We start from the raw sequence: 19,544 nt of genomic DNA, 5'->3' as shown, positions 1-19,544 counted from the left end.
CTTAAAGAAATGGGGTTTAAAGATTTAAAAGTTGTAAGTGTATGAAAATTGAAGTAAACCATAGCTCTAAAAACTTTAATAGTTTCAGAGCGCAAAAAGTAAAATCATTGTTTAACGCTGAAAATGGCCACGAATGGAAGCACACCGCCGAGTTACCAGTAGAGGATAATGATTGGCAAATTGGGCTTATTGTCGGTGCGTCCGGTTCAGGTAAAACGTCAATAGGTCGTCAGATTTGGCCAAATTTAGCTATTCACGACCTTTACTCGGGTTGGGATAATAGTTTACCTATTGTTGAGAATATCGCTCCGCAAATGGCCTTAAATGAAGTTACGGCCGCTTTGTCCGCTGTAGGGCTTGGAGACGTGCCCACTTGGCTTCGACCTTTTGGGGCTTTGTCTAACGGGGAACAATATCGCGCCGGATTGGCTCGATTAATTTGTGATGCACCGGACAAAGTAGTTATTGACGAGTTTACGAGTGTAGTTGATAGACAAATCGCCCAAATTGGTGCGGCGGCTTTTGCTAAATCGTGGAAACGAAACGATAATAAGCAAATCGTTTTACTTTCTTGCCATTATGATATTGTTGAATGGTTGCAACCGGATTGGGTTTATGATACCCGAACCGGTGAAGTAAAAAAAGTCCAAAAACGACCGCCTATTAAACTCGACATTTGGAAGACAAACGGAAGTTACTGGAAGTATTTTAAAGAGCATTATTATTTAGACTTACCACACCCGCCGGCGGCTGAGTATTTCGTCGGAACTGTTAACGGCGAGCTTGTGGCTCACTTGGCCGTTTGCCCGTTGTTTACGGCAAAGGCATACCGCGCAACTCGTTTGGTAGTAATGCCGGAGTGGCAAGGTGCCGGAGTTGGAACCGCTTTTTTGAACGAGGTTATGCAATACCACTTAGACGGCAACGGGCGTTGCGGCCATAAGTATTACACTTTTTTTCATACATCACACCCGCAGTTATGCGGCTATTTACGACATTCAAAACTATGGAACCAAACGGCGGCAAAATTGCACGGCGACAACAAAATAAGAAGCCAAAAGAGTATTTTAAAAACGGGAAAAAAACAGGGTATAAAAGGCTGTGGATACGGCGGCCACTTTAGGGCGGTTCAGGCGTTTAAATATTTAGGAAAATGAAGAAATTAAGAGTATTTATATCGGGACAAAAATATTTTGGAGACCAAGTTTTATCGTTATGCAATAGGCTTGAGTTTGTCGAGGTTGTTGGCGTTTGCTCTCCATTAGACGACAAACACGTAACTAAAACGGCGCATACTTTTGGTATAAAACACGTTCCGGCTGGAACTTTAACGGCCGACACGTTCCCTGATAATGTTGACGTAGGCATAACGGCGCACTCGTTTGATTATATAGGCCGTAAAACCCGTTATAAAGCTAAAGTCGGTTGGATTGGTTTTCACCCAAGTTTATTGCCTCGTCATCGTGGCCGCTCATCTATTGAGTGGGCAGTTAGGATGCGCGACGCAATAACCGGCGGTACTGTTTTTTGGTTAAATGACGGCATTGACTGCGGTGATGTAGCTTACCAAGACTTTTGCTTTATTGACCCTAAAATGTACGCAATGGAGCCAAAAAAGGCCGCTAAATTGTTGTGGGAACATGAACTTCAATCTATGGGGCTAAGACTAATTGAGCAAGCTCTTAAAGATATTAGCAACGGCATAATAATAAAAAAACCACAGCGTAGTGAGTTTAGCACTTTTGAGCCTAATACTGACATTAAAGACGTTTATAAGCCCGATTTACTTATGATTGAGCAAAACGCCTCTCCAAGCACATAAAAAGCCCCAATTAAGGGGCTTTTAAATTATGTTTAAACCGGATTTAAAGTTTTGGCTATATTTGTCAAAAAAATGACACATTTCGATTTAGAAAAGTCACATTTCAATTTTTCGATTATATTTTTATATAAAAATCTAATTTTTAAGTGTTTAAATACTTTTTAAACATTTGTATTATCTTTTTTTGTTTTTATAAGCATTAATAGTATTTCATTTCTTACTTATGATCATATAGTTTCTGTTTTGTCTAGTCAATAAACTTGATTTAAGGTAGTGTAATTTAAAGTACTTTTTTTATACTAATTATTTTAAATTCTACTAGATTTCATCTGTTAACTAAAAATATAAGTTCAATACTATGTAAAATCAGGGGGGTATAGGTATTTTTGTTTAATTTTACCATAATATGTATAAAAACAAAGGGGGTTATGTGTTTTGTTTTTAAAAAATAATTACTTTTGTGTAAAAATTAAAAGTAATAAACTACTTAACAACATTCTTATGACAACATTTCGTTTTCAATCGCTTCAAAAAGCAACTAGTAGACCAACTGTAGTAGTGGAAGAACTAGATAGAAAGTCAGCCATTTTTGGTACTAATGTATTTAATGATAAAGCAATGCGTCAGTTTTTGACATCTGAAGCTTACAAAGCAGTTCAGAATGCTATTCAGCATGGAATAAAAATTGATAGAAAAATTGCTGATTATATAGCAATGGGAATGAAAGAATGGGCTTTATCAAAAGGAGTGACTCATTATACACACTGGTTTCAACCCTTAACAGGAACTACAGCAGAAAAACATGATGCGTTTTTCGAAACCTCTTTTGATGGTTCAGATCCAGTAGAAAAATTTGGAGGGGAGTCAATTAGTACAACAAGAACCAGATGCTTCTTCTTTTCCTAATGGAGGTATCAGAAATACATTTGAAGCTCGTGGATATACAGCTTGGGATCCTACATCTCCTGCTTTTATTTTTGGTACTACTTTATGTATTCCTACTGTTTTTATTTCATATACAGGGGAAGCATTAGATAATAAAACACCTTTATTACGCGCTTTACAAGCAGTTGATACAGCAGCAACTGAAGTTGCTAAATATTTTGATAAAAATGTTAAAAAAGTGACTCCTACCTTAGGTTGGGAGCAAGAATATTTTTTAGTTGATTCAGCTTTAGCATCATCTAGACCCGATATTTTAGCTACAGGAAGGACATTGTTAGGTCATACTTCTGCTAAAGGACAACAATTAGAAGATCATTACTTTGGTTCTATTCCAACTAGAGTTCTAAATTATATGCGTGATTTAGAAAATGAATGTATGTTATTAGGAATTCCAGTTAAAACACGTCATAACGAAGTAGCTCCTAATCAATACGAATTAGCACCTATTTTTGAAGAAACTAACTTAGCAGTAGATCATAACTCTTTATTAATGGATGTAATGCAGAAAGTAGCTGAACGTCATAGCTTTAAAGTGTTAATGCATGAAAAACCTTTTAAGGGAGTAAATGGTTCAGGAAAACATAATAACTGGTCATTAGCAACTGATACAGGAGTAAATTTATTATCACCAGGAAAAACTCCAATGAGTAATTTACAATTCTTGACATTTTTTATAAATACAATTAAAGCTGTACACGATTATGAAGAATTATTAAGAGCTTCTATTGCTTCTGCAAGTAATGACCATAGATTAGGAGCAAATGAAGCTCCTCCTGCTATTATATCTGTATTCATTGGTCAACAATTAACTAAAGTATTAGAAGAATTAGAAGGTGTATCAAATGGTAAACTATCACCAGAGGAAAAAACAGATTTAAAATTAAATGTTGTAGGTAGACTACCAGATGTATTTTTAGATAATACAGATCGAAACAGAACATCTCCATTTGCTTTTACAGGTAACAAGTTTGAATTTAGAGCAGTAGGTTCTTCAGCTAATTGTGCTACTTCTATGGCTACTTTAAATACAATTGTAGCAAAACAATTAAAAGTATTTAAACTAGAAGTAGATAACTTAATAGAGGAAAAAGGATTGAAAAAAGATGAAGCAATTTTTAATATATTAAGAGAGTATATTAAGCAAACTAAAAATATCTTATTTGAAGGAGATGGTTATAGTGATGCTTGGGAAGAAGAAGCAGAAAAAAGAGGTTTAAGCAACCATAAAACTACTCCAAAAGCTTTAAAAGCAAAAGTTTCAGAAAAAGCAGTTAAGCTATTTGAAGAGATGGGAGTAATGAACCATGTAGAAGTAGAAGCACGTTATGAAATTGAATTAGAAGAATACACTAAGAAAATTCAAATTGAAGGAAGAGTTTTAGGAGATATTGCTCGTAATCATGTAATTCCAACTGCTATTCGTTATCAAAATATCCTAATTGAGAATGTAAAAGGATTAAAAGAAATATTTGGCTCTGATTTTGAAAATGTAGCAAAAGAACAAATTGGTTTAATAAAAGAAATTTCAGCTCATATTGAAGGTATAAATAAAAATGTAGATCAAATGATAGAAGAGCGTAAAAAAGCAAATAATTTAAATTCTTCTGAAGCGATGGCAGACGCATATTGCGATAACGTAAAACCTTATTTTGATATTATTCGTGAACATTGTGATAAATTAGAGTTATTAGTTGATGATGAATTATGGACATTAACAAAATATAGAGAATTGTTATTTACAAGATAAGCTTGTTAATTATAAATACAAAATCATTAACAAAAAGAGCCTTTTTTAAGGCTCTTTTTTTTTTTAATACAATAGCTGTAAAACATGTATATTTTAACAAAATGTACGGAAAAACCTCAATTAACTTAAAATCAAACCAAGTAAATTTCACTATTCTATAAAACTAATTGATTAACAATTATTTATATTAATAAAATCATTAGTTCTCACTAAGAATGGTTATTTTTTATCTTAGAGATATTAAAATAACACAATACAATTAAAATGAATAAGGATTGGACACCCTTAAGCAAAATCTCTAAAAAGATTATGAAAGTGTAAAAAGTATTATTCTATTAATAAAAGATAGCTTTTAAAACTTTTATATCTTTTAGAGTTTTTGAAAAAATATAAAGTCCACAGCAAATTAAATATTAGAAATTATTTGAATCGTTTGGGAAAAGTCAAATAAATTTCAAGAAATTTTAATTAAAGATATTTTAGAAAAGACTACATATTGGTTTTAAATGGGTTAGCAAAAAGCTAAATAAAATATATTTTAAAAAAGAATGCAACAATTAAAACAAATTATTTTTTTACTATTTATTATAGGAAACTCGATAGTTACTAATGCACAATTTGTGATTACAGGTAAACTAATGAAAGAGAACAATCAACCTATAACAATGGCTGAAGTTATTTTATTAACTTCAGAAAATAAAGCAATTATTAGTCAATTAATAAACGAGCAAGGTGATTTTAAACTAATAAGTGAGAAAGGTAATTATACAATACAAATTAAACAATTAGAGACTATTTTAATAGAAAAGAGCATTAAATTAGATCAAGACATAAATCTAGGAATCTTATACCCAGAAATTACAAAAAAGCTAAATGAAGTTTCTATAATTACTCCTAAAAAAATAATAGAAAGGAAGGTAGATCGAGTAGTTTTTAATGTGCAAAATTCTACTAGAGCTGCAAGTGGAGATGCTCTAGAAGCTCTCAAAGTAACACCTGGAATACAAGTGCAAAATGATGGCATAACAATGATAGGAAAAAGTAGAATGGGATTAATGATAGACGGTAGATTAATGCAACTATCAGGAGATGATTTAACAAATTATCTTAAAACTATTTCTGCTGATAACATAAAATCTATTGAAGTAATAACCACTCCACCAGCAAAGTATAGCGCAGAGGGAAATAGTGGTTTAGTAAATATCATTCTTAAAAAAACAAAAAATGATAATTGGAATGCAAGCATTAAAACTAACTTTAGACAAAGTTCTTTTACAACAGGTGGTTTGGGAACTACCTTCACTTACAAAAAGAACAAAAATAGTTTTGTAATTAGTACACTTTATTCAAATGGCAGTTATAAAGGCATTGAAAATTCCACTATTTATTATCCAAATCAACAATGGCAAAATAGAGGAGAAGGAAAATACTATACTAATGTTTGGAGTAATCGTTTAGGTTATGATTATCAAATAAATAAAAAATGGAGTATTGGAATACAATATATAGGTAATGTTAACAAGCCAAATATTGATGACTCTAGTAAAGTAACTCTTACAGATAATATTACACAACAATATACAGGTAATATAAGTTCAAAAGGGGAGAGTAAAAGAAAAAAAGAATTAAATTCCTTTAATTTTCATTCCAATATAGATTTAGATACAATCGGCAGAAAATTAAGCATAGATATTGATTATTTAGCCTATAAATCAAATGTTTATCGTGATTTTAATACTATTACTTTAGGACTACCTATCTCAGGATTTCAAAGTACCCTAAACAAAACCAATCAAAATATTAATAACATTTCTACCCAATTAGATATGCAACATCCATTAAAATGGATTAATCTAAACTATGGTATGCGATTTTCATTTTCAAATACTAAAAATAGTATAGACTTATTTGATACCACTACAGGAGCCTTAATTTTGGATACAAATCAAAGTAATATTTTTGAATTTAAAGAAAATACACAAGCAGTTTACATTTCAGGAAATAAATCTTTTGATAAAGAAAAATGGGAAACCCAAATAGGTTTACGAGTTGAAAATACACAAACTATGGGAAATTCTATTACTTTAAATCAAATAAATAACATAAACTATACTCAATTTTTTCCTACTTTATATCTAATGTATAAAATAAATGATAATAAATCCATTTCTATAAATTATTCTAAAAGAATTTATAGACCTAGTTTTTCTAATTTAAATCCTTTCAGATGGTATACATCAAATTTTTCTTACTCAGAAGGGAATCCTAATTTGAGACCTTGTATCTCAAATAATTTTGAATTAAATTTTAATTATAAAGATAATATTGGATCAAGCTTTTCATTTTCAAAAGAAACTAACAATTTCGGACAAGTAGTCATTCTTAGTTCTAATGAATACTTACAAAAAGTAACACAACTTAATTATTTTGATAGTTATAACATAGCTTTTAATCAAATGATTAATTACAGAAAAAAGAGTTGGTGGGAAAACCAAAATAGTATTTATATCTATTTTCAACATTCTGATTCTAAAGTCTATCCACTTACACCTATAAGTAATGAAGGTTTTGGAGCGCAAGTAAATACTAACAATAATTTTGTCTTAAACAAAAATAAAACGATTTCTGCTGGATTTGATCTAAGTTATACTTTACCTTATAAATCAGGAGATTTAGTATATAATTACGGAAGAACATTAATAAGTCTTTATGGAAAAGCTTCCTTTTTAGAAAAAAATTACAGGCAACCATTACTATTGAAAATGTATTAAAAACGAATGATATTAATACATTAAGTATTCGAAATAATATTGATACTAAATATAAAGGATACTATGATTCTCGTTACATAAACTTACAGTTAGTATATAAATGGGGAAGCACTAAAATAAATAGTAAAAATCGTAAGGTAAGTAATGAAGAAGAAAAAAATAGAACAAACTAAAAATATTTAAATCCCTGTGATTTGTAGTGTACAATGCAAAAAACAGGAATTCTAAATACTTATTTGCGCAAATTAACCGACTGTTCGGTGAAATAATAAGCAGAAATAAAATAATAATATTTATTCTAGTAAAAATGAAAACAAATAAAACTGAAAAATTTGATCTATCAAAATTTGAAACTCTTGAAATTAATGGAGAAACATTAAAAGGAGGCTTTTCCGCAGCTTTAACAATAAATGCAGTAGGAGGTTTGTTAAGAGACGGAGATAATTATTATAAGTGTGGTCAGACAAATAATTGCCAAAGCGGTAACTGTGTTGCAGGTTGCGGAGGTGATACTAGTACAACAACATTAGAAGCTTAATAATTAAGTTAAAATAAAAAGGAGTTGTTCGGAAAGTGTTATAACTATTTCTAATAAGAAGAAATAAATAAAAAGTGATTATGATATAATTAAAACGATTACGTATTTCCTATTTAAATATATAACTACTTTTCGAACAGTTCTCCTTTTAAAAAGGTGCAATCTATGAAAATTTTAAATTTTGAAAGACTAGATCAGGCAGATAATCAAAAATTAGTAGGAGGCTTTTCTTCTATATTTAGTATAGTAGATACAGATTATCAAGAATCAAATATAGCTAATAATTGTCATGGAGGAAATTGTGCAGCAGCTACTTGTAAAAAACAAAAACCAAGTAAAGAAAAAGGGAAAAATACTAACTGTATAGGTAACTGTGTACCAGGTTGTGGATCAACTACTAAATAAAATTTATTAAGGAAATTCTTTTATATCTTTATGAGATAGAGGCAGGCGAGTCTTATTTTAATTTTACAAACTAATTAGACTAAAAACATGAAAAAATATAGTCGCTTTAATAGCATATTACCTTATCAAGGAAAATATGCCTTATACAATTCATTAGAACAAAAATTTCTTTTTATAGAAAGAGAATTAAAAGAAATTTTAGAAGCTTCTATTATAGAAGGTATTAGCAATTTAAAAGAAATACACCCTACTTTTTTTGAATACTTATCAGAAAATAACTTCATCATTAACAGTAATATAGATGAAACAGAAAAACTAAGAGAAATCAGTATAAAAGTAGATGAAAACTATTCTACCTTTTTACTTACAGTAAATCCTACAATGAATTGTAATTTCAAGTGCTGGTATTGTTATGAAACTCATATAAAAGATTCCAAATTAGATTATTCAGTTTTAGATTCAGTAAAAAAGTTTGTTACAAAAACAATTTCAAAACCTGAAATGGAATATTTCTCATTATCATTTTTTGGAGGAGAACCTTTATTGTACTTCAAAATGAATGTAGCTCCATTAATAGATCATCTAAGAGAAGAGTGTAATTATCATAATAAAAAATATTCAATTAGTTTTACAACAAATGGGTATCTCGTTAATGATTATTTTATAGAATATTTCAAAAAATATGATATGTATGCTAGTTTACAAATTACTCTAGATGGTTATAAAGAAGAACATGATGAAGTTCGGTTTGTAAATAAAAAGAAAGGAAGTTACAACGAAATTATAGCTAATATTAAAAAATTGCTTTTAAATGAGCGTTTTAATATTACACTTCGTATAAACTATACGGACAAAAATATTCATAATTGTTTCAAAATTATTAATGATTTTGAAGACCTTCCAATAGAAATTAAAAGAAAAAAATTACTGATAGACTTTCACCGTGTATGGCAAAATGATCAATTAGATGATAGTAATAAGGTTTTAATGGATAATATATCTATTATGGAATCAAAAGGTTTTAGAACAAATATGATCTATTCTCCAGATAATGTAAAAGCTTCTTGTTATGCTGATAAAAGAAATAGTGCAACTATAAACTATAATGGAGATTTATTTAAATGTACTGCAAGAGATTTTCTTTCAGAAAATAGAGCTGGTTATATTTCACAGGAAGGAGATTTAATCTGGGAAAATGGTTATTTAGATAAAAGAATGGATTCTAAATTTAAAAATAAACCCTGTCTTACTTGTAGAATTATGCCTCTTTGCAATGGTGGATGTACACAACATGCTATGGAAAATGTAGGAAAAGATTATTGCGTTTTTCATGGAGATGAATCAGAAAAAGACAAAGTTGTTTTAACTAAAATAGAGCAAATATTACAAGAAAATGCTACATTACAAGAAGCCTAAAATAACTTTTTTTTAATCAACTTGAAAGTACTGATTGTGGTGCGGCATGTTTAGCTATGATCATTAGCTACTATGGAAAAAAAGTTTCTTTATTACAAGTAAAAGAACAGTTTGAATTTACTAGAATAGGAGTGTCTATTCAAGATATTATAGAGGTAGCATCAAATATAGGATTTCAAGCAGTTCCTTTAAAACTGACACAACAGCAACTTGAAGAAATTCCTTTGCCCTCAATTTTATTTTGGAAGCAAGAACACTTTGTTGTACTTGAAAAAATAACAAAAAAAAAGAATGAAATAGTATATCATATACTTGATCCAGGTTATGGCAAAATAATTTTAGAAAATAATATTTTTCTAAAAGAGTGGCAAGGAAATAATGAAAAAGGAGTTGGAATTGTATTTCAAGAAACTGAGAATTTTAAAAAATTTGAATGGCAAGAAGAAGCAAAAAAAACATTATTAAAATCGGATTCATTCAAAACTGCTTTTTCATTTTTAAAATTGAATAGATGGAAATACATAAGTTCTGTTATACTACTAATAGTTAGTTTAATAACTTCTTTTTTTATTCCATTTACTTTTCAAAAAATCATTGATTCTGGTATTGTTTTAAAAAATATTAATATAGTTTATTATTTTTTAGTAGCTCAAATGGTGCTTTTTATATCCAGTTTTATATCTGATTTTTCAAGTACTTTACTTTTAACAAAAATTAATTATAAATTAAGTATTCAATTAAAAGAAAACTTATTGCTAAAATTAATGCGTTTACCTATACGATTTTTTGATACCAGACTCAATACAGAAACTTTACAACGCATTCAAGATCAGAATAAAATACAAAATTTTATTACTTGGAAAGGAATTGATTTCAGTTTAAGTATACTTAATATACTTATATTTAGTAGTTTACTTTGTTATTTCAATCCTATTATATTTAGTATATACATGACATTGTCAGTATTCTCAATCATTTGGGTAATCTTTTTTTACAAAAAGAGCAATGTTAGAATACGCTATGTTCTTAGGGCAATCTGAAAATAGTAATGGTATTTATGAGTTTATAATGAATATGCCTGAAATAAAAATAAATCATGCGCAGGATAAGACAGTTAATAAAATATTGAATGTCAAAAAAAATTAAACAAGTTAGAACTTCGCAATTTATTTTTAAATATGTATCAAAATATAGGTGTTGAATTTTTAAGTAAGTTTAAAGAAATTATAGCTGTTGCCATTTGTGCTTACCTAATTATAAAAGGAGAAATGACAATAGGGACCCTATTGAGTATTTCATATGTTATAGGTCAGTTAACAAATCCTATTCAGAATTTAGTTGGATTTGTTAGAGATACTCAAGATGCAACGATTGCCAATAAGAGGATAAGTGAAATTTATGATAATAAAGAAGAAGACAATAATCAAAAAATACATATTGAAAATACTTCCTTCCAGACTATAAAAATAGAAGAAGTTTCTTTTAAATACCCAGGAAATTTTAATCCATTTGTTTTAGAAAATATTTCTTTTTCAATTCCTGAAAATAGTATTACTGCAATTGTAGGGTCAAGTGGTAGTGGAAAAACATCTCTTTTAAAACTACTACTTTCTTATTATCCTCCTACAAAAGGAAATATTTATTTAGATGAATTAGATTTAGAAAAAGTTAAAGCTAATCATTGGAGAAAAAAATGTGGAATTGTTTTACAAGAAGGAAAAATATTTAGTGGTACAATTGCAGAAAATATAGCGATAGCAGATGAAAAAAATTGATGAAGATCAATTAATAAACGCAGCGAAAATAGCCAATATATTAGAATTAATAAAAGTACTACCTATGGGATTTAATACTAAAGTAGGAAATTCAGGAATAGAACTTAGTGGAGGACAAAAACAACGAATTTTAATAGCTCGTGCTGTTTATAAAAATCCAGAATTTATCTTTTTTGATGAAGCGACTTCAGCATTAGATGCAGAAAATGAAAAAATAATTCATGATAATTTACAAGAATTTTTTAAAGGAAAAACTGTTGTTATTATAGCGCATCGCTTATCAACAGTAAAAAATGCTGATCAAATTATAGTATTAAAACAAGGTCAATTAGTAGAAAAAGGGAGTCATCAGGAGCTAGTTGATAAAAAAGGAGATTATTTTAACTTAGTTAAAAATCAATTAGAATTAGGAAACTAAACAAAATTATGACAAAAGACACCTAAATAAAGATTGATTAAATTTAACAAAATATACGGAAAAACCTCAAATAAATTAATTTTGAAGAAAGTAAATTGCGCCCTGTAAAAACTTCTTGATTAGTAATAATTAAAAACATTTTATTATTCTAATATAGATTGCTATTCTTTGATATTATAAATAGAAATAGTAAAATTACAGTTAAAATTGGAAGAGGGATTGGACACCCTTAGATGAAAACTCTAAAAAGATTATAAAGTAAAATAAGTGATGTTTTTAGTATTTAAAAAGTGATTTATAAAGATATAGCTTCTTTTCATTTTTATATCTTTTAGAGTTTTTAAAAAAATAAAAATCCTTCATTTTAGATCTGCCTAAAATAAAATTATAGGCTTCTAAATATATAGCTCTTTGATAATTAAATAATCTTTATAGAGGTACTCAAAATGTAATACCTATTTTTATGAGTACTCGTATAAAACATGTTTTTATAAAATATGTTTTTGTAATTAAAAGAGATTATTCTATATAAAAAACATGAAAAGAATAATTATTTTAATAGGAATTTTAATACCGATACCTTTTTTGTTAAAAGAAGGTAATATATTTTTTTTTTCTAATAATGAATATTTTATAAAGCTAACAGAAGAAAAAATAAAAGTGGTTAATAATTTTAAAAAATCACTTTCTTTAAAAATTGATATAGATAAGGGAGGAATAATTAGACCTCCAAGAATTAATTAATAATGTATAGAATTTTAGGATCGATATTTATTATAGCATCAGCATTAATATCGTATTTAGATAAATATGTAATAGTCTATAGTATCCGTTTTAATAATAATTTTGGTTATAATAGTTCAGCTGACTTGGTTTGGGCAACAAGTACTACTATCGCCCCTCTTTTGTTAATAATAGGTGCTAACTTAAGACCTTATAAAATCAGCTATATATTTCCTGTTTATACATATACTACTTATTTATTTTGGGTATTTAGAGGAGAAAAAACAGATTATGGATGGTCTAAATTTTATGCCATTTTTATAACCCTTTTATTTGTTTTTTTTATGATAGGGATGTCAAAAATTAAGAAAAAGAAAAAAAGAAAAAGAAGAAACAAAAAAGAAAATTATGTTTCTAGAGAAAATGTTGGATTTGTCGTATATAGTAATAAATAGGTATTAGCTTATGAGTAAATATGATGAATTAATACGTCTTTCAAAATTAGCCAATGAATCATATGATAATAATGAAATTGATGAAGATACTATTAAAAAAATATTTTCTCAATGTTTGAAAGAGTATAGAAGAATACAAGCAGAAGAAAATGCAAGAATAAAAAAAGATTGTATAAATATGTTTTTTAAAAAGCCTCTACAATAGAGGCTTTTTTGTTTTTCTCTCATTTTACTTAATTGATTTATTAATTCTTTTTCTTTGAAAGTTTCATATAAATAATCTACTTTGTCATCAATTGTTTTTACCAAATTATCATATTGCATAATCGAATATTTATCCTTGTAAAAAGAAATTTGTTCTCTTAAAAAATTATTTTGCTCTTTAAGTAATGCAATTGTATCATGAGCCATTTTTAATTCATTTTCTAATGAATTAATTTTAAATAATTCATCATTATTAAAATCTATAAAATTTTGATTTAAATTATTTTTATTAGCCAAATAGTTATGTAGTATTTTTAAAGTAGATTTTCTTGGTTTTTTAGAAGTTCCATTTAATATTTTATTAATCCCCACTTCTGTAAGTTTTGTTTCTTCAGCTATTTTGTAACCCGTTAAACCTCTTTTTTTTATTTCTAAAATTATAGAATCAGCATCCATTATTATTCATTTTAGCTTTTAAAAGTATGATAGTTATGTTAAAATCATATGTTTAGTTTTGTATTTACATAACTATTATGTATGTTTGTCTCATACAAATCTAACAAAAAAACTAATTGTTTAGTTTAGAATTGCAAAACAATAGTAATTTAAAGGAAAGAATTTAAATATTTTTTTAAAAACTCTAAAGAATGTTAAGTAAAATTAGTATATATAAAACTCTTTAAATTTATAATTCATGGTAGTATTTCTTGAAAAACAAAGTTGTTTTTTTATATCTATCAGAATATAAATAGATTAGTTTCTTTTTAAAAAACATCTTTAAATTAATTTAAATGAAAATGGGAGATAATTTATAAATTAATATGGTAAGATGTGGAATATACATAATAAATTAGTTAATGATAAGGGGAATAAATTATTATTTAAAAGTTTTGTTTTAGAACTTTTATTGTTAAAACATAATTAATTAGATTTTATTGTTTTTAATGATTTTATTTTCATTTTTTTGTTAAACGAGCTTTTAGGATGAAATTTTCTTCCGTTAGTATATTAATTTTTTCTTTTAATAAATTTATTATTTCTTCCCTAGCTTCAGCTAATTCTTTGTAGTTTATTTTTTCATTATTATCAAAATTTTTATCATCAGCGTAATCTTTTAACATATTACCTTCTCCTTTTAATAACCACTCTGGATTTAAGTCTTTATAGTGTTCTATAATTTTCAAATAGTTATCAGTTCTTATTGCTCCTCTTTTGTCAAGGTACCCCATTGCAAAGCCTAATTCTTTACAAAATTTGTAGGGTGTAATTGTTTTGTAATTAATATATTGTAGGATTCTTTCTTGGATGGACATGGTGTTTGAAAAAAAGTTAATAAATCATAATTTGTTTGAAAAAAAGTATATATATTTGCTTGTGCTCTTTGTGAGTACATTTACAAATGTAAATATAATAAAGTAAGTTTATGGGGTCGTCAATTAATTTAGGTACTAAACATCATCAAGTTCTTAGAAAAGAGTTTCAAGAGGTTTCAAGACAAACAATTTATAGCGCTCTTAGATATTTCAATAATTCGGAAACAGCACAAAAAATACGTAACCGAGCTATTGAATTATTAGAAGAAGAAATAAAAGAATATAAGAATTTTAATAATAAATAGTATACTAGAATTAGTTTTAAATATTGAATAAAAGAGTAAAGTCATAAATTACGTGTTTATATATACCTTCAAATATGTTCAACTAAAAAGTTTAATATTTATTTTATTTCTTTATGCTATAGAGTAATTATTTAGTTTTTTTATCACACAGATTTAAATTATTTTATTGTGGATTTTTAAAACTTTAACAAATATACAAGGAAGATGGGGACTTTTTTGTTATTTTTTCGTTATTAAGTTATTAAATCAACAAAAGTACATACTCTATAATAAGTATGGGTGTTTAACTGTGGGCATTTTAATCTAAAGCAAGATGCTTAAGATAAAAAGGGCTGGTTTTGCGATAAGTAAAAACCAGCCCAAATGTTTCTTTAATTTATTTTATAAGCTATAACTTCATTTTATAGATATAATCTCCGAAAAACTTAATTTTTATAAATTTAATATTATAAAAAGATAGAAGTGTTTTTTATTAAAATCTTCATTATCTTTCATGATAATGGAGGATATATATAAATTTAGGTTATATATATATACTATTAATTAGTGTATTCTCTTGTTACTTTTTCAACTCCATCAATTTTTTTAATACCTTCAATCATTTTTTTAAGGATAGAAATATTAGGAACGACAACTGTTATTTGTCCTGTAAAAAGTCCAGCTTCACCGCTTAAAGAAATACTTTGAATATTAACATTTAAATTATTAGAAATTACTCTTGTTAATTCATTAGTAAGACCAAGGGTATCCATTCCTGTTATTTTTAGAGTAGCTTTAAAATCTTGTTGAGTAGAATCAATCCATTTTGCTGAAATGATGCGATAAGCATAATTTGATTGTAAACTAATAGCATTAGGACAATCTTTTTTATGTACTTTAATACCTTCATTTATAGTAACAAAACCAAAAACAGGATCGCCAGGTATAGGATTACAACAACTTGATAGTTTGTAATCTAGTCTATCTTGTTCGATTCCAAATACGAGTAGGTCATACTTTTGAGTAATTTCTTCTTTTTGGATAATTTCCGGGTTAACTGTTTGTCCTTTTTTAATTTTTCCTCTAAAGAAGTTAATGAAAGTATTATTTTTTTGTGCTGCATAATCTTTTAGTTGCTGATTATCTATAGAGCCAATTCCTACTCTATAAAATAGGTCTAAACTAGTTTTAAGTCTTAGAAAAGCTACAAGCTCATTAATAGTATTTTCGTTAAAATTTATTTTTAAATGACGAAGTTTTCTTTCTAATATTTCTTTACCATCTTCTCCAATTTTTTTGGTATTTTCATTTAAAACATTTCTAATTTTATTTTTAGCTCGAGAAGTAGTAACATAATCTAACCATGTAACTGTAGGTTTTTGATGTGCAGAAGTTATAATTTCTACTTGATCACCACTTTTTAATTCGTGATTTAGTGGAACTAACTTACCATTAACTCTGGTGCCACGTGTTTTTATACCTATTTCGGAATGAACTGAAAAAGCAAAATCTAATGCAGTAGCTCCTTTGGGTAATGATTTTATTTCTCCTTTTGGAGTAAAAACATATATTTCTTTTGCATAAAGATTCATTTTAAAATCTTCAACAAAATCAACTGCATTGCTATCAGCATTTTCGAGAGCTTCTCTTAATAGATTTAACCAAGTATCAAGACTAGTTTCTTCTGTTGCGCCTTGTTTATATTTATAATGTGCTGCATAACCTTTTTCTGCAATTTCATCCATTCGTTCGCTACGAACTTGTATTTCCACCCATCGGCCTAGTGGCCCCATAACTGTTATATGAAGAGCTTCATAACCAGTGGATTTAGGAGAAGAAATCCAATCTCTTAAACGACTAGGGGAGGGGCGATAATGATCAGTAACAATTGAATAAATTTTCCAAGCAAGGAATTTTTCATCATGAGGGTTTGATTTATAGACTATACGTAAAGCAAATTTGTCATATACTTCATCAAAACTTACTTTTTGTGCAGCCATTTTTCTTCTAATGGAATAGATTGATTTTGGTCTTCCTTTTATTATATAATCTATTCCTTCTTCATCTAATGATTTTTGTAAAATGTCTGAAATACTTTTTATATACGCATCTTGTTCTTCTTTTGATTCTTTTATTTTACTCACAATATCATTATATACAGAAGGTTCAGTATATTTTAATCCTAAGTCTTCTAATTTTGTCTTGATATTATAAAGTCCAAGGCGATGGGCTAGGGGAGCATAAATATAAAGTGTTTCAGAGGCGATTTTTAATTGTTTATGTTCTGCCATTGATTCCATCGTTTGCATATTATGTAAACGATCAGCTAATTTGATTATAATAACTCGTACATCATCATTAAGCGTTAGTAGCATTTTTCTGAAATTTTCTGCCTGCATAGATATATTCATATCTTTTTTAACTTGAGAAATTTTAGTTAAGCCTGCTACTAATTGAGCAACTTTAGGATTGAATGTTTTTTCTATTTCTTCTACTGTTATGTCTGTATCTTCAACTACATCATGTAATAATGCAGCAGCTATTCCTGTAGCTCCTAATCCAATTTCTCCAGCAACGATTTTTGCAACCGCTATAGGGTGAAAAATATATGCTTCACCTGATTTTCTTCTTTGATCTTGATGAGCATCAACCGCAAAATCAAATGCTTTACGAATCAATTTTTTATCTTCATCACTCAAAGTTTGATAACTTATACGAAGTAATTCTTTGTATTCTTGAGCGATTGCTTTATTTTCCTTTTCGATGTCAATTTCAACCATTGTGTTTTGGGGTATATGTGTTGTCTAAATTTAATAAAAATTTAATAAAATTACAATTTTAAAGAAATGATTATTATCTGATTTTTTTAACAGGAAGTTATAGGTGTTATAAGCGAAATTTAAATTTTATTTTTGTGTTTAAGTTTTTAAATATCAATACTTTATTTTCTAAATGGTTTGTATTTTGAAAATTAAAGTTGTAATTATTGTTTGTGAATGAACTTAAAAAACAAACCATTATAAAAATATTATAATGGTCTATTTTTAGGTATATTACATTCATACAACAAAATTTTGAAGTAATAAATATAATTTATTTAAGTATATTTTATATTATTTTCCAAAAAGTTTTCCTAATAATCCTCCAAAGCCTCCTTTTTTGTGGCTACTGTAACAGCATCATTAATGCCTAATTGACCATCTCCATCTTGATCTAGTATAGATGTGATTGTTGAATTTCCTCCTAATAAACTACTTAATAGTCCTCCTAAATCATTTGTATTTTGAACATTAGCTGATTTTGCTTTACCTGCTAAAAATGACATTAGTAAAGGAGCTGCCATTTGTAAAATTGAACTGATTTTATCGGATGGAACACCTGTGGATAAACTTAATTTATTTTCTAAATTAGATTGATTATTACCTAAAATGTGACCTAATATTTTTCCTCCATCTTGAGTATCTATATTTCCTGAATTAAATAGATCTCCAATGTTTTCTAATAAACCTCCATTATGTTTACCATTTAATAATGCACTTAACAATCCTCCAGTACCTGTTTCTGTATTTGAATTAGTTTGCATAGCATTAACTAATTGAGGAAGAGCTGAACTCAATACATTTGAAGTTTCTTTTTCTGTTGTTCCAACTGTATTGCTTATGTTTCCAACAATTTGTTTCCCTAAATCACTATTGATTAAATCTAAAATTTCTGACATTTTATTGGTTTTTTGGTTAAGACTATAAAAATAATGATTAAAAATGAGATTTCTTATCTGTATAAATCAATAATTTTATTTGCTAATTCAATAGACATTTTATTTAAAGTTTCACTAGTAAAACCTCCAATGTGTGGTGTTAGTGATATATCTGGATGCATTAACAATTGTACAGCGGGATTAGGTTCTTCTTGAAAAACATCTAAACCTACAAAACTAATTTTTTTGTTTTCTAAATATTCTATTAATTCTACTTCATTTATAAGCTCACCCATAGAGGTATTAATTATACCAACACCTTGTTTCATTTTTTCAAACTCGGTAGCAGTTAGGAGATAGCTTTCTTGTTTAGGCACATGTAATGATATGAAATCAGCTAAAGGAAGTAATTCTTCTAAAGGCATTAAATCAATTGTAATGGTAACTTTTTGTCCTGTATAAAATTCTATGTCTACAGGTGCTTGCATTTTTTCTTTTGCTGTTGCAATAACTCTCATTCCTAATCCTAATGCTTTTTTTGCTACAGCTTTACCTGTTTTTCCAAAACCAATAACAGCTAGGGTCTTTTCTTTTAACTCTAGACCTGTACTGTATACTTTTCTTAGTTCATTAAAATGTGTATCACCTTCTAATGGCATATTTCTATTAGAATCATGTAGATAACGAGCACCAGAAATAAGATGACCGATTGTTAATTCGGCAACAGCATTTACAGAAGCATTGGGCGTATTTAAAAAAAATATATTGTTTGGATGATTATTGTTTATTGTTATAGTATCTTTTTCAATTCCTAATTTTCCAATTACTTTTAAATGAGGGCAAGCATCTATTATGGATTGATTGATTTTAGTAGCTGTATGTACAATTATTATTTCTATTTGATTTTTATTTAAATAATTACTTAGTTGCTCTTGTGCTACTTTAGTAGTTATTACTTCAAATCCATTTTTTTCTAATAGTGAGATGGCTTGATTAGAAAGTCCATCATTTGCTAAGATTTTCATCTATAA

Annotated in this window: 17 protein-coding genes and 2 pseudogenes; 14 read left to right on the top strand and 5 right to left on the bottom strand. The window is 27.8% G+C overall.

The window, feature by feature from the left end; genetic code table 11:
• Positions 1 to 41: 41 nt before the first annotated feature.
• From JJC03_RS15420 to JJC03_RS15365, 13 genes and pseudogenes are all read left to right on the top strand, one after another.
• Positions 42 to 1,157, top strand: a complete 1,116-nt coding sequence (locus JJC03_RS15420; RefSeq protein WP_235873609.1) for a GNAT family N-acetyltransferase — start codon at positions 42 to 44, stop codon at positions 1,155 to 1,157.
• Positions 1,154 to 1,822, top strand: coding sequence for a formyltransferase family protein (locus JJC03_RS15415; protein WP_235873608.1), 669 nt, complete (start codon positions 1,154 to 1,156; stop codon positions 1,820 to 1,822). The genes JJC03_RS15420 and JJC03_RS15415 overlap by 4 nt, the downstream gene beginning before the upstream one ends.
• Before the next feature lie 501 nt (positions 1,823 to 2,323).
• Positions 2,324 to 4,514, top strand: a pseudogene (locus JJC03_RS15410) (glutamine synthetase III family protein).
• Between the two features lie 548 nt (positions 4,515 to 5,062).
• Positions 5,063 to 7,285 carry a TonB-dependent receptor domain-containing protein gene (locus JJC03_RS15405; protein ID WP_235873607.1) on the top strand — a complete coding sequence of 741 codons (2,223 nt, stop codon included), beginning with the start codon at positions 5,063 to 5,065 and terminating at the stop codon, positions 7,283 to 7,285.
• Positions 7,286 to 7,592: 307 nt separating this feature from the next.
• Entirely contained in the window at positions 7,593 to 7,823 is a 231-nt protein-coding gene (locus JJC03_RS15400; RefSeq protein WP_088398855.1) for a hypothetical protein, read from the top strand.
• Between the two features lie 165 nt (positions 7,824 to 7,988).
• Positions 7,989 to 8,228, top strand: coding sequence for a hypothetical protein (locus JJC03_RS15395; RefSeq protein WP_235873606.1), 240 nt, complete (start codon positions 7,989 to 7,991; stop codon positions 8,226 to 8,228).
• Positions 8,229 to 8,315: 87 nt separating this feature from the next.
• Positions 8,316 to 9,644, top strand: coding sequence for a radical SAM/SPASM domain-containing protein (locus JJC03_RS15390; RefSeq protein ID WP_235873605.1), 1,329 nt, complete (start codon positions 8,316 to 8,318; stop codon positions 9,642 to 9,644).
• A 26-nt stretch (positions 9,645 to 9,670) separates the two neighbouring features.
• A pseudogene (locus tag JJC03_RS18340) lies at positions 9,671 to 10,006 on the top strand (cysteine peptidase family C39 domain-containing protein); the annotation flags it as partial.
• Between the two features lie 141 nt (positions 10,007 to 10,147).
• Positions 10,148 to 10,684, top strand: a complete 537-nt coding sequence (locus tag JJC03_RS18335; protein ID WP_258932636.1) for an ABC transporter transmembrane domain-containing protein — start codon at positions 10,148 to 10,150, stop codon at positions 10,682 to 10,684.
• 138 nt (positions 10,685 to 10,822) lie between these two features.
• Positions 10,823 to 11,419 (top strand): ATP-binding cassette domain-containing protein, encoded by a 597-nt coding sequence (locus JJC03_RS15380; protein ID WP_235873603.1) that lies wholly within the window; start codon positions 10,823 to 10,825, stop codon positions 11,417 to 11,419.
• Entirely contained in the window at positions 11,406 to 11,837 is a 432-nt protein-coding gene (locus JJC03_RS15375) for an ATP-binding cassette domain-containing protein (protein WP_235873602.1), read from the top strand. The genes JJC03_RS15380 and JJC03_RS15375 overlap by 14 nt, the downstream gene beginning before the upstream one ends.
• Before the next feature lie 537 nt (positions 11,838 to 12,374).
• Positions 12,375 to 12,581: a hypothetical protein gene (locus JJC03_RS15370; RefSeq protein WP_088445080.1), complete on the top strand. Its 207-nt coding sequence runs from the start codon at positions 12,375 to 12,377 to the stop codon at positions 12,579 to 12,581.
• A gap of 2 nt (positions 12,582 to 12,583) precedes the next feature.
• On the top strand, positions 12,584 to 13,015 hold the full coding sequence (locus JJC03_RS15365; RefSeq protein WP_235873601.1) for a hypothetical protein: 432 nt from the start codon (positions 12,584 to 12,586) through the stop codon (positions 13,013 to 13,015).
• A gap of 108 nt (positions 13,016 to 13,123) precedes the next feature.
• Here JJC03_RS15365 and JJC03_RS15360 read toward each other — a convergent pair whose 3' ends face one another.
• Together JJC03_RS15360 and JJC03_RS15355 are read right to left on the bottom strand one after the other, a co-directional pair.
• Positions 13,124 to 13,675, bottom strand: coding sequence for a hypothetical protein (locus JJC03_RS15360; RefSeq protein ID WP_235873600.1), 552 nt, complete (start codon positions 13,673 to 13,675; stop codon positions 13,124 to 13,126).
• 500 nt (positions 13,676 to 14,175) lie between these two features.
• Positions 14,176 to 14,532, bottom strand: a complete 357-nt coding sequence (locus JJC03_RS15355) for a hypothetical protein (RefSeq protein ID WP_088398863.1) — start codon at positions 14,530 to 14,532, stop codon at positions 14,176 to 14,178.
• A gap of 110 nt (positions 14,533 to 14,642) precedes the next feature.
• On the opposite strand from JJC03_RS15355, the gene JJC03_RS15350 reads away from it, so the two are divergent.
• On the top strand, positions 14,643 to 14,837 hold the full coding sequence (locus tag JJC03_RS15350; RefSeq protein WP_088398864.1) for a hypothetical protein: 195 nt from the start codon (positions 14,643 to 14,645) through the stop codon (positions 14,835 to 14,837).
• Between the two features lie 539 nt (positions 14,838 to 15,376).
• Here JJC03_RS15350 and JJC03_RS15345 read toward each other — a convergent pair.
• The 3 genes from JJC03_RS15345 to JJC03_RS15335 all read right to left on the bottom strand — a co-directional run bounded on the left by JJC03_RS15345 (position 15,377) and on the right by JJC03_RS15335 (position 19,538).
• A complete protein-coding gene (locus tag JJC03_RS15345; protein ID WP_088398865.1) occupies positions 15,377 to 17,596 on the bottom strand; it encodes a RelA/SpoT family protein in 2,220 nt (739 codons plus the stop codon).
• 353 nt (positions 17,597 to 17,949) lie between these two features.
• Positions 17,950 to 18,534, bottom strand: coding sequence for a DUF937 domain-containing protein (locus tag JJC03_RS15340; protein WP_258931973.1), 585 nt, complete (start codon positions 18,532 to 18,534; stop codon positions 17,950 to 17,952).
• Between the two features lie 53 nt (positions 18,535 to 18,587).
• Positions 18,588 to 19,538: an NAD(P)-dependent oxidoreductase gene (locus tag JJC03_RS15335; RefSeq protein ID WP_103715665.1), complete on the bottom strand. Its 951-nt coding sequence runs from the start codon at positions 19,536 to 19,538 to the stop codon at positions 18,588 to 18,590.
• Positions 19,539 to 19,544: the final 6 nt, after the last annotated feature.

It is taken from the genome of Flavobacterium oreochromis, assembly GCF_019565455.1.
In the GTDB taxonomy this organism is placed as follows: Bacteria; Bacteroidota; Bacteroidia; order Flavobacteriales; family Flavobacteriaceae; genus Flavobacterium; species Flavobacterium oreochromis.
The sequence above is the reverse complement of the archived record's forward strand: the minus strand, read 5'-3'. Positions and strand labels throughout refer to the sequence as shown.

Coding starts and splice junctions, on each gene's coding strand:
- JJC03_RS15420 (WP_235873609.1), top strand. CDS start 42: ATGAAAATTGAAGTAAACCATAGCTCTAAAAACTTTAATAGTTTCAGA.
- JJC03_RS15415 (WP_235873608.1), top strand. CDS start 1,154: ATGAAGAAATTAAGAGTATTTATATCGGGACAAAAATATTTTGGAGAC.
- JJC03_RS15405 (WP_235873607.1), top strand. CDS start 5,063: ATGCAACAATTAAAACAAATTATTTTTTTACTATTTATTATAGGAAAC.
- JJC03_RS15400 (WP_088398855.1), top strand. CDS start 7,593: ATGAAAACAAATAAAACTGAAAAATTTGATCTATCAAAATTTGAAACT.
- JJC03_RS15395 (WP_235873606.1), top strand. CDS start 7,989: ATGAAAATTTTAAATTTTGAAAGACTAGATCAGGCAGATAATCAAAAA.
- JJC03_RS15390 (WP_235873605.1), top strand. CDS start 8,316: ATGAAAAAATATAGTCGCTTTAATAGCATATTACCTTATCAAGGAAAA.
- JJC03_RS15380 (WP_235873603.1), top strand. CDS start 10,823: ATGTATCAAAATATAGGTGTTGAATTTTTAAGTAAGTTTAAAGAAATT.
- JJC03_RS15375 (WP_235873602.1), top strand. CDS start 11,406: ATGAAAAAAATTGATGAAGATCAATTAATAAACGCAGCGAAAATAGCC.
- JJC03_RS15370 (WP_088445080.1), top strand. CDS start 12,375: ATGAAAAGAATAATTATTTTAATAGGAATTTTAATACCGATACCTTTT.
- JJC03_RS15365 (WP_235873601.1), top strand. CDS start 12,584: ATGTATAGAATTTTAGGATCGATATTTATTATAGCATCAGCATTAATA.
- JJC03_RS15360 (WP_235873600.1), bottom strand. CDS start 13,675: ATGGATGCTGATTCTATAATTTTAGAAATAAAAAAAAGAGGTTTAACG.
- JJC03_RS15355 (WP_088398863.1), bottom strand. CDS start 14,532: ATGTCCATCCAAGAAAGAATCCTACAATATATTAATTACAAAACAATT.
- JJC03_RS15350 (WP_088398864.1), top strand. CDS start 14,643: ATGGGGTCGTCAATTAATTTAGGTACTAAACATCATCAAGTTCTTAGA.
- JJC03_RS15345 (WP_088398865.1), bottom strand. CDS start 17,596: ATGGTTGAAATTGACATCGAAAAGGAAAATAAAGCAATCGCTCAAGAA.
- JJC03_RS15340 (WP_258931973.1), bottom strand. CDS start 18,534: ATGTCAGAAATTTTAGATTTAATCAATAGTGATTTAGGGAAACAAATT.
- JJC03_RS15335 (WP_103715665.1), bottom strand. CDS start 19,538: ATGAAAATCTTAGCAAATGATGGACTTTCTAATCAAGCCATCTCACTA.